Here is a 12,915-nt window from a genome sequence, read left to right on the forward strand (position 1 = left end):
GTGATTCCTGTGGGCGAGCTTCGTTTACGATGATAGCGCGTCCATCAAGTGAAGAACCGTTTAGTAAGCTGATAGCTTGCAAAGCTTCTTCATTGGTACTCATTTCAACGAAACCAAAGCCCTTAGGGCGACCGGTATCGCGATCCATAATCAGACGTACAGATTCGACCCTGCCAGCTTGTGCGAATACTCGCTCAAGTGTTGCTTCACTGGTACTGTAGGAAAGGCTTCCTACATAAAGTTTCTTGCCCAAAATACTTTCCTTTCTTAATCCGGCGCACCGGAATGGAACATAACACTGAAAACTGAGCTTAATTGCAGGAATTATGCAATTAAGTAATGGCACTTGAAAAGGAGAGGAACTGACAGGAATAATTGAGGTCTGTTCACAAACACCAGTCTAAGTGGCTACATGTTGAAAGAGCTATGATAAATACAAACTCATTTCAACCTTATAATTGTAATACATAACATGATTTTATACAAGATTTTCCGCGTACAGAATTTGTGCATTTGCAAGGAATAATCGAACCCCGTTCCCGTAGGGCGTATTCAAATACGCCCTTCTTTTTTTGCCCCTGTGCGAGGCTGCTCTGTCAGCCGATTTGCGCCACCCAACGAGGGCGCATCTTGTGGGAGAGGGCTATTGCCCTCCCGGTGTCGCGATTTATTGGCTAGAAGCGTATAATGGGGCTGAGTTTATAATTAAGAAAGAGGAGAGATGAGCCAGAATAATTTGAGCCGAAATACCCGCCGCCGCTTTCTGAAAAAGGCTGCCGGGCTTGCTTTTGGGGGGCTTTCGTTGGGTTGGCTGGCGGCTTGCGGTGAAGTTGCTACTCCCCAACCGCCTACCGTTGCTCCCACCGCCATTCCAACGGTACCCCCAACAACCGTTGCAACTTCGCTGCCGGTTGCTACTACCGCCCAAGCTATTACCACTGTTGCGCTACCTACCGCCTCCCCTACGCCCACCTTCCAGCGCGTTGGTTTTATTGTGTATGGCGACATCAGAACCGCCGGTTTGAAGCCGCCGCCCATCTTTGATAAACTTTTCGCGCTTTCCAAAGAGTACAAGCCCCAAGCGGCAATATTGGTTGGCGACATCATCAACGCTGAGGATGATAACGCAGTGGTCAAGAAGCAATGGGAAGGGCATCTACAACCTTTTGCCGCGCTCGGCAATATCCCCATTCTGCCAACTATCGGCAATCATGAGACAAACTACCGCAAAGCTGCCACGCCCCTTTATCTTGAAGCTTTCCCCAATTTGCCAAAGAACGGACCCGCAGATTTTAAGGGGTTTACTTACTCAATTGATATTGGCGCAGTGCATTTTGTAACGCTGGCTTCCGAATTGCCGAGTCAGCCGCATCAGTTGGGCAAGGTTCAGCTAGATTGGCTGGAACAGGATTTGAAAGCCACGCGCCAGCCCTATATTCTGGTAATCAGCCATGACCCTGCCTATCCGGCGGGCCCACATGTAGGAAATAGCCTCGATGCTTACCCAACAGAGCGGGATGCTTTCTGGAAATTGCTGGTAGCTAATAATGTTACCGCTTTTATCGCCGGACATGAACATTTGTATAATAAAAGTATTCGCAACGGCGTTTATCAGCTTATAATCGGAACTAGCGGTTCTTATCCCTATTCCGGGTGGGGCGGCGATTTCTATCATTTTGCCAGCTTTGAGGTAACGCAGCAGGCAATGACCGTACAAATTATTGATGAGAGCGGTAAAGAGCGCGATAAGATTATTTTGAAACCGCGCTAACCAAAAATAATTAATTGGGGAGTTAATATTATGGCGGATTCTCAGCCAATAGATTTAATGGTGCATAGCTACGACTTTACTTGGAAAGAAGAAACGAAGCTATATCATCGCGCCAAACGCGAGCAATGGGATGCCGAGGCGTTGCCGTGGGAGTTAGGCACTGCCCTAGACCCCATACAACGGGCTGCCGGGGCGCAGGTCCTGAGCAATTTCCTCTACGGCGAACAGGCAGCGATGCTTATTGCCAGTCAGCTTGTTTCACAAGTGCGTGATATTGAGGTACGCGCTTGTTTGGCAACTCAGGTTATGGATGAAATCCGCCACATCGAGGCTTTTAGCCGTTACATTGGTATGCTTGGCAAGGTGCAGAAACCGAATGAGCATATCCGAGAATTTGTAGAGCGGTTGGTGGCGGTGCAGAATCCTGAAGAGAAATTTATCGGCTTGCACTTGCTGTTGGAAGGCTTGGCTTTAGAGGTTTTTCACGAGGCGGCACAACGCATAGCGGACCCGCTGCTCAAGGAAATGCTCAACAAAACTGCCCATGATGAAAGCCGCCATATTGCGTTTGGTACAATCTATCTAAAAAAGCTCATCGGGGAACTGGATGAAGAAACCAAAGCGCAACTTGTCACGCGCCATACCAAGTATAGTATGTTGCTGGTAGGCTTGGTTATAGATGAAGCGGAAACTTCTGCCCAGTTTGGCTTGGATTTGGCGAAGATTACGGAGCGTAACATTAGCGGACACTTGCGGCGAATGGAGGAAATCGGATTGTGGAAGGAAGCCTAAAGCTTTAACCCAATAATAACAACCTCTTAAAGAGACGTTAAGACCATCTTAATATCTATCCCCTAGAATACATTTACCGGAAGAAGTTAACCGGCATAGATGAAAGCAACTATTACCATAGTTCTAGAAGTAACGAGCCAACTCCTCCTGGTGAGTTACTTCCAATCTCTTCCCTAACCCCCTCAGGTGTGGCTACCAGGATTGTCAAGCTGGTAGCCCACTTTTTTTTTGCCCTTCACCCATCGAGGGCAATAGCCCTTCCCATGATTGCCCCCAATCCCCCATGAGATTTGCGCCACCACACGGGGGCGGGTCGAGCCTATTTGCTCCAGCTTAACCCGCCGTTGCTATCAAGGCTGGCGGATTTGGTAATTTGCTTGAGATTAGAGGCAACCCCTCCGGTAAAATCTACGGTGTAGAGTTCAAAGACCCCATCTTTCAAACCAAGAAACGCAATCTTATCTCCTTTGGGAGACCATGCCGGAGAGCGTGCCGGAATGGAAGCCGCCAACAAGGGCTTTGTGCCATCCGCATTCATTACCCACAACTCCGAAAGATTACTTTTACGCACAACATAGGCGATGTATTGGGTATTTGGAGACCACGCCGGGTCGTATGCGCCGTTCTCGGTTTCGGTTATTTGCAAATTTTGCCCGTTTTGGACGTTCACGCGGAAAATCTGAGATTTGCCGTTTTCGTATGCGGCAATCGCAAGGCGCGTGCCATCGGGCGACCAGCTCGGCCTTCCCACCCCGCCCTGACCTGCCCCCAACATAGTAACCCGCGCCGCGTTGCTGTTTTTCAAAGACCACAACCAAAGGGTTACATCGTCTGTCCCGCGGTCTGTCAGGTATGCAATCATGTTGCCATCGGGCGACCACACCGGGTTGAAAGCCCACAAGCTATCAGTTGAGAAACCTTGCGAACGTGGCACACCGGGTCCGCGGTTATTGGTCAAGCGGCGAGAGTTTTTGCCGTCAGCGTTTACCAGCCACAAATCAGAGTAGCTTTCATCTTGCCGGATATAAGCAATAGTCGAGCCATTGGGGGAAAGGGCGGCTTGCAAAAGAAGGGGACGCTTACCGGCAATTATAGAATCTCCCGGCTCAACCGCCATCCGCATTCCGGTATCGCCTCGCCAAGCCCACAAAAAGCCGCCCCTACTGAACAGCAATTGCCCTTCAAGGCTTTCACCGGTCAGTTTTTCGCCAACATTAATATTAGGAGAATTTGAAGAAGTTGGGTTATCTTTTGTTGGCGCAGTGGACAAAATAAAAAAAATGCCAATAAGCGCGACGATAAAAATAACGGCAAAAGCAATTAGTCGGGTTTTCATTTGCAGCGTTTAAACGGCTACCAATCAGGGCAGACATCAAACGCCTAACTTTTAGAGGCTTTGCGTCTTTTGCGCCATACCCGGATTAATCCGCCGATTTTTTCATCTAATGGTACAAAAGCGCGACGATTGAACACATCGTAATTGTTGCGCTCAATCACATCAAGAATGCGGCTGTAGAGATGTGCCGCGGTTGCAATTGCCAACCTGCTATCTTTATTCAGATAGTCAATTCCCAACTCGGCGGTATTGTAGAACTGGCGAGCGCGTTCAATCTGAAATTTCATCAGATTAATAAAGCGTTCGTTAATTTCGCCTCGCATTAACTCTTGCTCAGTATAGCCGAATTGCGCCATTTCGTCCAATGGAAGATAAATTCTGCCCCGCTTGGTATCTTCGCCAATATCCCGCAAAATGTTGGTAAGTTGCATAGCAATGCCAAGCTCAACCGCATAATCGAGGGCAATCGGCTCGCTATAGCCTATTACCTGTGAGGTCATTAGCCCAACGGTGCTGGCAACCCGGTAACAATATAGCCGTAGTTCTTCAAAATTATTGTAGCGATTTTTGGATAAATCCATGCGTACCCCTTTTATCATATCAAGAGGGGGTTGCAAGGGTATTTTGTAGAAGCTAGTAGCATGCTGCCATGCCAACATCTGGGGCTGAGAGGAAGTTTGAGTCTGCTGATATGAAGTTTTTAGCTCATGCTCCCAAAGGTCGAGTTTAGAGATTAGCTCTTCCATATCGGCGGTATCGGCGGCATCCACCATATCATCGGTAAATCGGCAGAAACAATAAATTGCCCACATAGCGCGGCGTTTTTCTTTGGGGAGAAAAACAGTGCTAAAATAAAATGTTTTCGAGCCTTTGCGGGTTATGCGGCGGCTGATTTCGTAGGCTTTCTCAAGCTCAGCCAAATCAAAACGGTCATGCCCATGCGGTTGTTGCTCATTTTGGGCAGGAACAGATAGCGGCGTTGCGCCGGAATCTGCTGTAGCCTGAAATGTTTCACTCACGATTAAAACCCCTTAGCCTATCTATCCCATTATTATCCTAATGGATGATAACCAAAGATAGAGCAAAGTTCAATAATAGCTCGCCAAAATTTGCGACAGCTATTGAGAATAAAAAGGGTTGATTCGGTTAAGCTATTTCAATTCACATCAAAACTTGAGTTTTCAGGTTTTATATAGTACGCCTTTGGTGAATTAGCGTTTTCATCATGATGATGAACCGCTACTTTAACCTTTTCTTCGGCTTTTTCAAAGAGATGGTGTACCCGCGAATGGTTTTTATCCACCCAATGTTTGAAATCTGACGGCACATTCTGGCTCATACCCTCGCCCACTTTATTCAGCTTCAGGGACATCAAGCCATCGCCCATTTTGCGTAACATTGGCATAGGCAGGAAAGAGAGGAATTGGGGTACTTCTATATCTATTTTAAGATTTACCTTATATATAATTTCGCAATGATTACTATGTTGTTTTAAAGTCGCTTCTCCACCGAAACTTCCGGGGAACATCACGCCCACATTTGGTCCCATGCTCTTTTTTAACTCATGCGGATTTATGGGAACAGGCACCATTTTCACAATATGATTTTCTACCACTTCGTGCCGTACATCAAAAACCACGCCCATGTCATGTCCACGCCCATCATCGGCGGAAAATATCATGCGATAGCGCCCATCCTTAAAATGCAGCACCCTATTTACTTCCGGCAAACGCGGCAACACATAACTAAAGTCGGTGAAGTAATTATATACGACCTCAACGGGAGCATCAAGACGGATTATACGGCGAAAATCTCCACTTACCCCTACTAAATCTCCCATAAGGCGAAATCTCCTGTTTAACCGGGGCAATTCCGGTGCTATTATTTGTTACTACACTATGCTATTTTAGGTAGGACACAAGCTTGAATAGAAAAAGTATCGCATAGCGACTAAACACAGTCTGTAGTAAAAACTACAGTAAGAGGGGGGGCTTGCTTTATGCTATACTGTTTAGCGTTTAGGGATACCTAAAATTGCTTAGAAACCCGATTAGCAGAAGGCTCATTTAAATTGAAAGAAACAGCTATCCTTGCAGCGCGTGAAGCCGGAAAATTAATGTTGGATTGGCGAAATTCGCTTCCGCCCGGCGCGGCCGCAATGGATTATAAAAGCGCTAAAGATGTTGTTACCGTTGTGGATAGGCAGGCAGAAGACCTTATTATCAGCCATATCCGCGCGAAATTCCCTGAACATGCTATTTTGGGAGAGGAAGGCGGCTTGCTGAAAGGTTCGGCAGCCTCTCCTTATACTTGGGTGATTGACCCCCTCGATGGCACCGCAAATTATGCCGCCGACCTTGCTACCAGTTGTGTTTCTATCGGTTTGTTGGAAGGCAATAGCTCTATTCTCGGCGTGGTTTACAATCCTTTCCGAGATGAGCTTTTTGTGGGGCTTAAGGGTGGCGGCGCATTTTTGAACGACAAGCCTATCCGGGTTAGCCAACAGGCGCAATTAGAGAAGGCTTTGATGGGCTTTGACCTCGGCTATAACGAAGAAAAAGCAGTCCAACAATTAAGAGAAGCGGCTTTCTGGAGACCGCGCGTTCGCACAATGCGTATTCTCGGAAGCGCAGTTCTGGCGCTATGTTATGTAGCTTGCGGGCGGTTTGACTTTTTCTATCACGGCGCGTTATTTCCTTGGGATTTGGCAGCCGCCGCCGTAATAATGGAAGAAGCGGGAGTAACCGCCAGCACCTATTTAGGCGAGCCGCTCGACATTTACCAGCCTTCGGTAGTAGCCGGCAATCCTGAATTGCACCGTCTTTTTTTCAAAGTTAGGGAACAATTCGCAGGATGAGCAGCAAAACTTTCATTTTGACAGGCGGAAACGAGTTTGAGAAGGGGCTGGAGTTTGCCGACCAAGAAGCTATTGCGCTTGCCGACAGAGCTTCAGCTTCCCCCGGCTTATGCTTGGTAGTAGCTATTACAAGTAGTCAGCGCAAAGCTGACGAATTGAGCCAAGCGGGCGCGTTTTGGTTCAGCAGCATGGGCGCACGCCACACCGAATGGCTCGCGCTGAGTAGCCTTCAAGCCTGCAATGACCCCCAAAATCTGGAAAAGCTACGAAAAGCCAGCTTGCTTTATTTGGTAGGCGGTGACCCCGCTTTTATGCTCGAATGTATTCAAGATTCGGAATTAAAAGCTGTTTTTACCAATAGCCTGACCCGTAACGGGGTGTTCGGCGGCAGCGGCAGCGGGGCGGCGGTGTTGGCGCAATATGTGTACCTTGAAGATAGGGACGAATTAGTTGCCGGCTTGGGCTTCATTCCGGCGGGCTGTCTCATCCCCTATCACAGCAGCAAAGGGCGCAAATGGGCAAAACGCTTGGCAGAGCTATTGCCAACTTCTTACATTTTCGGCATTGATGATAAAACCGCCGCTATCGGCTACGATAACAATTGGCGCGTTTACGGGCGCGGTTGGGTAACAATTTATAAGGGTGGAAAGCCTCGTAAATTTTCCAGCGGTCAACCTGTTGCCCTCAACCCCAAAAAGCGAGTCTAGGCTATTTCTGCAAGCCCCCATTTGGGGGTAGCCTACCCCGAATCCAGCCCCAAAATATATAATTACATTAAAATATCATTTAAATCAGTGGGATTTTCAAAAATCAATGGGATTTTAATCTTTTTTGTTATGTTGGTTTTGTATAATGCTACTAATTATATGGAGATGAAACAAAATATAAAACATTATGACATTTTTTTCGTAGTAAAATATGTGAGGTAGTTAATAACTACTATCCGTTAATAATGTGATAATCAAGAATGCGCTTAACTGAGAATAAAATGTCCTTTCCAAAGGAATAGTTCCTTATAGTAGAGAAGGGGTCTAAAATGAACTTCATATCTAAAGTTACAAAAGAAAATCCGGTGCTGTGGGAAATCAATCGCCTTGAAGAACAACGCGCCGAGCTTCTAAAGCGAGATTATCTTTCTCGCGCCGATAGAACACACCTAACAGAACTCCGCAATAGAATAGCCGACCTTTGGGAAAAACGCCGCCATGAAAAAGACCCGTATTATGAAAAACGGGAATATAGTGTGAGTACGCCTCCCGAAGATGAAATGTTCTTCCGTGACAATCGGCGCGGTCCCCGTTTACGCACGCGCTTGCCCAAAGGCGACCGTGACGCAGCCTAATGAAATGCTTCTGGATATAGCAAGCGGGGTGAAATGCCCCGTTTTTTTTTACACGGGTTCGGGCGTTCGGGTTGGTATCCCCCGTTCGGGGGACAGGTAAGGTTGGCTTACTTGCCGCCAAGTTCGCGGTTTATCACCCTAAACATGTTACGCAACTCTAGGTCATTGGGGAATTTTTCAATCGCCATATCCAGCAACAACACCGCAAATTTAGTACGCCCCGCCGATTGATAAGCATTCGCCAACGCTTTGTAACCTAACACCGGCATTTGCTCAAACTCAGGAATAGTGCCAAAATCAAAAGCGGGGTTTTGCTCCACCACGCGCCGAAATTCATCGGTACTGGCTAATATGCGCCCGGCAATCGCATAATCAATCGCATGTCGCGCTCTGACGGCTAGGCTATCGGGGGTCAGCGGTATAAACGGAACAGGTTCAGGCTCTTTAAGGTAACTCGGCGGCTTAGGCGGTGGCGTTGAAGGACGCACCGGCGTTGTTGGTCGAGAAGGCAAGGGAGCAGACGGTGGCATGCTTGCCTCGTATGTTTGAGCAGGCGGCTCGTTCAAAGAAAAGTCCCCAAAATTCGGCACATCATCGAAGATATTTTCCAACGGGTTAGGTTTTGGGGCAACAGGTCTTGCCCTAAGGCTGCTAGTGTCATTAAAAGTATAGTCTGGCGGGCTTTGTGCCGGACGCTTAACCGAAGGCTCGGCAAGTATGGTACGGCTGCCCTGTATGCGGTCGCGCAAGCTTTCCTGATTGCGAACAGGCTTTTCCGGCGGCGCACTCTGCGGTTGGTCGTTATCCCCCGGCTTCATATTGTGCCACAGCTTTCCGGCATATTTGCCCACAAAGCGGCTACCTCTTACCACCCCATCTTGTACGATGTACGCAACCTCTCTGCCATTTTCGCCCGCAATCAGTCCCCTTCGAGCAGCGTACCACACCCCCACAAGTACCAAAATCAATAGCAGCAAAATAAAAAAGAAATTCACCCCGCCATCCTTTTTCTGGGAACTATTATTATCGCTTCCGCCGGGTGTCCCTATGGTTTGTTGCGAATCGGGAGTGACTGTGCCGCTGATTACCTGAGCATTTATCGGCGCGTTGGCAATATTATAATCGCCGCCAATCACCTGTAAAGGATTACTCGCATTGATAGCTTGGCTGGACAGCAATAATTTGTTGCCGTTAATCTTGCCAAGATAATCTACCGTATCGCTTGCGCCTTCGGTGGTTACGATTCCCTCTTGTATCTTTGCGAAACCATAATCGGTAAGAATAGCGGGGTCAGCGTTATAACCCGCGCTATCTTCGTTCAAAACTACCGCAATCACGGTGTTACCGGCGCGGGTTGCGCTGGAAACCAAGCAAAGCCCTGCCGCATCGGTTTGACCCGGCTTGATACCGTTTGCCCCTTGATAAGCTGAAATAAACTTGTTCAAGTTACGCAAGTCTTTACCGGCGCGGGTTGCTGCCGGAGTTGCCACAATTTTAGAAAGAAGCGGGTCTTTCAGCAGATACCACCCGGTCACAGCCAAATCAAACGCGCTGCTGTAATGCCCCGCCTGATCCAAGCCATGCGGATTCGCATAATGAGAATCGCGCAAGCCGTATTCGGCGGCTTTCAGGTTCATTTGCTCCACGAATTTAGTAACCGAATCGCCGTTACCGGGCAATTTACCCCCAGCATAACGGGCAAGGGACACCGCCGCGTCATTCCCGCTGTTCAGCAACATGCCATAGAGCAAATCCAGAGCGGTTACACTTTCGCCCTCGTGCAAGCCCATGCTGGCTTCGCCTATTAGGTCGCCCTTTACTACGGTATATTTATCATCGAGGTTGAAACCGGGAATACTCATTGCCGTTAGCGCGGTCATAATTTTGGTGGTGCTTGCCATCGCAGAACGGCGGTGACTATCACGCGCAAACAAAATACGCCCGTCCGCAACATCTATCGCAATAGCGGAAGGAGCGTTTATTTTTGGTTCAGCAATAGCGGCATATACGGGAGGCGCGATAAAACTTGCGAGCCACACCTGTAAGAGAAGCGCCAGTAATAGCCCCGTCGCGGCATAATATTTAGGTTTGACGCGCCTGCATCGGGAGGCGTTCTGGAACGGAATCCTTCGGTTCAAGGACAATTCTCCAACCTAGAAATAAAATTCAGGAGCTATTTTGTCTTGAATCATAGCATGTATTATTGTTTATGTCTAGTTCGACAGCTTTATTTTTGCCTGAAAATCACAAAAAACCGGATAGCGTCGTGGCGTTCGGGTTGTGTAGGAGCATCCTCCGTGTTGCGACAAGATGCGCCCCTACGGGTTCGGAGGGTTCGGGTTCTGTGTGATGCCCTCGATGATGCGCCCTCGTTCGGTGGCGCAAATCGGCTGACAGCGCAGCCCCGCACAGAACCCTGAACCAAATCCGAACCCCGATTGACCCAAAGGTTATAGCGTTTTAGTAACAAGGATAATATAATATGCGCTAAGAAAAGAATTATTTTTGTTTAAGTGGGGAGTTTCTGAATATGGTAGAGCGGATTGCATTGGCGATAGGCTATGAAGTAGCTGCTACTATTTTTCTGCTCGGCATTTGCAAGAGAGTGGGGCAAGCTAAGTTTCAAGAAAAGTCTTACGACTGGCTCTATTTTCTGCGTATAGCAATGGCTTGTGTGTTAGCGGCACAAATTGGCTTCGTAATATGGGTTTCGGCTCTTTTCTGGAATCAACATTCAATGGCGGTAGGGTTAACTGCGCTTATTGGTATTCCGATGGTCTTATTCCTTACAATGCTGATGATGCGAAGCTTTGCCGACAGCTATCGTGCAATCCCAAATCTTATCCACCGCCTTGAGCAAATGAATCCAGAGGAGCGCGAACAAACGCTAGAAGCTTTGCCTCCTGAAACTTTCTTGCAATTGCCCGGTGACTATCGCTTTGTCAGCAAAAAGAGCGATAGATGAGCGCAAAAATCCTGTGGCTTGTCCTGATTATCTGGCTCGGCTTGTTTTTGCTTATACGAGAAACCTTCAAAATTGGGCTTAATCCTGCCCTTACCTTTATATTTCTGGTTATTTTATTCTTCCTAGTCTTGTTTACAGTTCGGATTAGCGTTTTCAAACTACGCCTTTGGTGGGGAAAATTTAGCGTCAAGTTCAAACGGCTTTTCCCGCCCCGCTAATATTTCCTTGCTCCCACAGATTATAATATTGTAATTGGTTAAATATAAATGCCTATCTAAATATAATCTAAAATTCATCTAAATACCATATAATGCGCTTGATTAATTGCATTCCTGTTAACGAAGTTCTCACTCCTGTGTTGGGTTTGGAGTATAGAATTTAGATTAGGGGGTTAATGAAAATTATGAGCCAAAATAATAATCAGCAAGATTTACTATCTTTAGTAAATCAAGGTGTCGCCGAAGCCTCCGCCGGAAATCATCAAAACGCACAAATCGTCTTCAAGGAAGTTCTAAGAATCGAGCCTAATAACGAAACTGCTCTACTTTGGATGGGGTGGCTTAATATCGGCAAAATTGAAGCAGTTTCTTACCTAGAAAAAATACTTGCAAATAATCCTAATAATGAAGTTGCGCGGGCTTATCTTACCCAAGCTAGAGCGCGTTCTTTAGGCACAGGCTCGCTTACAAGCGAAGTCGGTTTTTGGCAACGGACGTATAAGAGGGAAACGGCTAACGCAACAATAAGCAGCCCTGTCGCCGTTGTTCCTTTTCTGGGCGAATTTCTGATGCGTCAGGGCTTTATTAATTTCAAGCAACTCCAGAGCGCCATGAAATATCACGAGGAATGTTCCAAAATGGGCAATAACAAACCTATTGGGCAAATTCTGGTGGCTTTGGGATACCTAACCCGTGACCAACTTGAGCAGGGCTTAGCGCTGCAAAAAGAAAAATATTAACCGAATGGGGGTACTACGTGGCAAAATGCCTTCGCATTCGCCCACCACTTTTAATCTTAGCTCGGTAGTAGAGCCAAAATCATACTCGTAATCGAAAGATTGCCCTTCCTCCACTACATTTCCAAGTTTAACGCCCCGCATGTTTTTATCATTCGTAGCATATTCAGGGTCAATTGAATCGGCATAAGACTGTCCGCCAATGGTGAACGCGCTGAGGTGTCCGCAACATTCCACCCAAATATTCCGCAAATATTTATCGAGCTTAAGCAGCGAGGTATCCGCGCTGATTTCAAGGTGCAGCCAATATAAAGACAAATCACGCGATATAACTACCAAATGGAGCAACCTGCTAGGTTGCCGGTAGGAGTAACGCCAACCTTAAAGCGGGACGGGTAACCGATAAGATGTTTGGTCATCCCGGTTTTGCTGAATTCAACCTTACAAAACTCGCATTTCCCTTTTGATCTTACTCTTGCCATATAAATATTCCCTCTTGTTTTATTTGCTTTGAAGGGATAATTATACAAAAATTCCCGTTTAGAATCGAGAAAATAAGCTACAAAACTCTTGTTGAATTGCGGCGCTATTTAATATCTTCGGCTGTTCAAAGCCTTTAATAAAACAATCATTCCTACGGTAATTATTGCAATCGTCAGAAGGGCTGAAATAATCGCAAAGATGCCCTTAAATAGTTGAGCAAGCAACATCAACGCTACTAGCGCAATCAAGCCCTTTACCACAAGCTCTATCGCTCTACTATTAAGATACTTCATGGCTTATCCCTGACTTCCCTAATACAACGTTTTTACATAAGCAGCGTTTCTTCCCTAAATCTACGCAAGTTCCGCTAGGATTGTTTCAGCAATAAAAGAAGGGCGACTCCAGCGTCGCCCC

Annotated in this window: 17 protein-coding genes; 9 read left to right on the forward strand and 8 right to left on the reverse strand. The window is 47.0% G+C overall.

Translation table 11 applies throughout. The features are described 5' to 3' along the window. Window positions 1-253, reverse strand: a 253-nt coding sequence (locus WCK19_RS17295) for an RNA-binding protein (RefSeq protein ID WP_342398651.1), incomplete at its 3' end; no start/stop codon positions are given. 468 nt (window positions 254-721) lie between these two features. On the opposite strand from WCK19_RS17295, the gene WCK19_RS17300 reads away from it, so the two are divergent. Then, complete coding sequence (locus WCK19_RS17300; protein ID WP_342398652.1) at window positions 722-1,771, forward strand: metallophosphoesterase; 1,050 nt, start codon at window positions 722-724, stop codon at window positions 1,769-1,771. 30 nt (window positions 1,772-1,801) lie between these two features. After that, entirely contained in the window at window positions 1,802-2,563 is a 762-nt protein-coding gene (locus WCK19_RS17305; protein ID WP_342398653.1) for a ferritin-like domain-containing protein, read from the forward strand. A 319-nt stretch (window positions 2,564-2,882) separates the two neighbouring features. Here the strand turns inward: WCK19_RS17305 and WCK19_RS17310 are convergent, their stop codons facing one another. From WCK19_RS17310 to WCK19_RS17320, 3 genes are all read right to left on the reverse strand, one after another. Beyond that, window positions 2,883-3,899: a hypothetical protein gene (locus tag WCK19_RS17310; protein ID WP_342398654.1), complete on the reverse strand. Its 1,017-nt coding sequence runs from the start codon at window positions 3,897-3,899 to the stop codon at window positions 2,883-2,885. A 44-nt stretch (window positions 3,900-3,943) separates the two neighbouring features. Beyond that, the gene (locus WCK19_RS17315; RefSeq protein ID WP_342398655.1) at window positions 3,944-4,918 is read right to left on the reverse strand and encodes a squalene/phytoene synthase family protein; all 975 of its coding nucleotides are present in this window, start codon (window positions 4,916-4,918) and stop codon (window positions 3,944-3,946) included. A gap of 137 nt (window positions 4,919-5,055) precedes the next feature. Beyond that, entirely contained in the window at window positions 5,056-5,739 is a 684-nt protein-coding gene (locus WCK19_RS17320) for a DUF1997 domain-containing protein (protein WP_342398656.1), read from the reverse strand. Window positions 5,740-5,970: 231 nt separating this feature from the next. On the opposite strand from WCK19_RS17320, the gene WCK19_RS17325 reads away from it, so the two are divergent. The 3 genes from WCK19_RS17325 (at window position 5,971) to WCK19_RS17335 (ending at window position 8,098) form a co-directional block, all read left to right on the forward strand. Continuing rightward, a complete protein-coding gene (locus WCK19_RS17325) occupies window positions 5,971-6,756 on the forward strand; it encodes an inositol monophosphatase family protein (RefSeq protein ID WP_342398657.1) in 786 nt (261 codons plus the stop codon). Then, complete coding sequence (locus WCK19_RS17330) at window positions 6,753-7,463, forward strand: Type 1 glutamine amidotransferase-like domain-containing protein (RefSeq protein ID WP_342398658.1); 711 nt, start codon at window positions 6,753-6,755, stop codon at window positions 7,461-7,463. Before WCK19_RS17325 ends, WCK19_RS17330 begins: the two co-directional genes overlap by 4 nt. Before the next feature lie 329 nt (window positions 7,464-7,792). Continuing rightward, window positions 7,793-8,098 carry a hypothetical protein gene (locus tag WCK19_RS17335; protein ID WP_342398659.1) on the forward strand — a complete coding sequence of 102 codons (306 nt, stop codon included), beginning with the start codon at window positions 7,793-7,795 and terminating at the stop codon, window positions 8,096-8,098. Window positions 8,099-8,205: 107 nt separating this feature from the next. Here WCK19_RS17335 and WCK19_RS17340 read toward each other — a convergent pair whose 3' ends face one another. Further along, complete coding sequence (locus tag WCK19_RS17340) at window positions 8,206-10,236, reverse strand: D-alanyl-D-alanine carboxypeptidase family protein (protein WP_342398660.1); 2,031 nt, start codon at window positions 10,234-10,236, stop codon at window positions 8,206-8,208. A gap of 159 nt (window positions 10,237-10,395) precedes the next feature. Between WCK19_RS17340 and WCK19_RS17345 the strand changes: the two genes are divergently transcribed. The 4 genes from WCK19_RS17345 (at window position 10,396) to WCK19_RS17360 (ending at window position 12,021) form a co-directional block, all read left to right on the forward strand. After that, on the forward strand, window positions 10,396-10,518 hold the full coding sequence (locus WCK19_RS17345; protein WP_342398661.1) for a hypothetical protein: 123 nt from the start codon (window positions 10,396-10,398) through the stop codon (window positions 10,516-10,518). Between the two features lie 110 nt (window positions 10,519-10,628). After that, window positions 10,629-11,063, forward strand: a complete 435-nt coding sequence (locus tag WCK19_RS17350; protein WP_342398662.1) for a hypothetical protein — start codon at window positions 10,629-10,631, stop codon at window positions 11,061-11,063. Next, window positions 11,060-11,281 carry a hypothetical protein gene (locus WCK19_RS17355; RefSeq protein WP_342398663.1) on the forward strand — a complete coding sequence of 74 codons (222 nt, stop codon included), beginning with the start codon at window positions 11,060-11,062 and terminating at the stop codon, window positions 11,279-11,281. Before WCK19_RS17350 ends, WCK19_RS17355 begins: the two co-directional genes overlap by 4 nt. A gap of 185 nt (window positions 11,282-11,466) precedes the next feature. Continuing rightward, window positions 11,467-12,021 (forward strand): hypothetical protein, encoded by a 555-nt coding sequence (locus WCK19_RS17360; protein WP_342398664.1) that lies wholly within the window; start codon window positions 11,467-11,469, stop codon window positions 12,019-12,021. Here the strand turns inward: WCK19_RS17360 and WCK19_RS17365 are convergent. From WCK19_RS17365 to WCK19_RS17375, 3 genes are all read right to left on the reverse strand, one after another. Next, window positions 11,995-12,357 (reverse strand): hypothetical protein, encoded by a 363-nt coding sequence (locus tag WCK19_RS17365; protein WP_342398665.1) that lies wholly within the window; start codon window positions 12,355-12,357, stop codon window positions 11,995-11,997. The two genes, WCK19_RS17360 and WCK19_RS17365, sit on opposite strands and share 27 nt — an antisense overlap. Then, window positions 12,351-12,500: a hypothetical protein gene (locus WCK19_RS17370; protein ID WP_342398666.1), complete on the reverse strand. Its 150-nt coding sequence runs from the start codon at window positions 12,498-12,500 to the stop codon at window positions 12,351-12,353. Before WCK19_RS17370 ends, WCK19_RS17365 begins: the two co-directional genes overlap by 7 nt. A 108-nt stretch (window positions 12,501-12,608) precedes the next feature. After that, window positions 12,609-12,794, reverse strand: coding sequence for a hypothetical protein (locus WCK19_RS17375; protein WP_342398667.1), 186 nt, complete (start codon window positions 12,792-12,794; stop codon window positions 12,609-12,611). Window positions 12,795-12,915 lie beyond the last annotated feature (121 nt).

The sequence above is a fragment of the Candidatus Chlorohelix sp. genome (genome assembly GCF_037138995.1).
GTDB lineage: Bacteria > Chloroflexota > Chloroflexia > Chloroheliales > Chloroheliaceae > Chlorohelix.

Bases quoted from the DNA above. Each gene is read 5' to 3' on its own strand.
- WCK19_RS17300 (WP_342398652.1), top strand. From the start codon at position 722: ATGAGCCAGAATAATTTGAGCCGAAATACCCGCCGCCGCTTTCTGAAA.
- WCK19_RS17305 (WP_342398653.1), top strand. From the start codon at position 1,802: ATGGCGGATTCTCAGCCAATAGATTTAATGGTGCATAGCTACGACTTT.
- WCK19_RS17310 (WP_342398654.1), bottom strand. From the start codon at position 3,899: ATGAAAACCCGACTAATTGCTTTTGCCGTTATTTTTATCGTCGCGCTT.
- WCK19_RS17320 (WP_342398656.1), bottom strand. From the start codon at position 5,739: ATGGGAGATTTAGTAGGGGTAAGTGGAGATTTTCGCCGTATAATCCGT.
- WCK19_RS17330 (WP_342398658.1), top strand. From the start codon at position 6,753: ATGAGCAGCAAAACTTTCATTTTGACAGGCGGAAACGAGTTTGAGAAG.
- WCK19_RS17335 (WP_342398659.1), top strand. From the start codon at position 7,793: ATGAACTTCATATCTAAAGTTACAAAAGAAAATCCGGTGCTGTGGGAA.
- WCK19_RS17350 (WP_342398662.1), top strand. From the start codon at position 10,629: ATGGTAGAGCGGATTGCATTGGCGATAGGCTATGAAGTAGCTGCTACT.
- WCK19_RS17355 (WP_342398663.1), top strand. From the start codon at position 11,060: ATGAGCGCAAAAATCCTGTGGCTTGTCCTGATTATCTGGCTCGGCTTG.
- WCK19_RS17360 (WP_342398664.1), top strand. From the start codon at position 11,467: ATGAGCCAAAATAATAATCAGCAAGATTTACTATCTTTAGTAAATCAA.
- WCK19_RS17370 (WP_342398666.1), bottom strand. From the start codon at position 12,500: ATGGCAAGAGTAAGATCAAAAGGGAAATGCGAGTTTTGTAAGGTTGAA.
- WCK19_RS17375 (WP_342398667.1), bottom strand. From the start codon at position 12,794: ATGAAGTATCTTAATAGTAGAGCGATAGAGCTTGTGGTAAAGGGCTTG.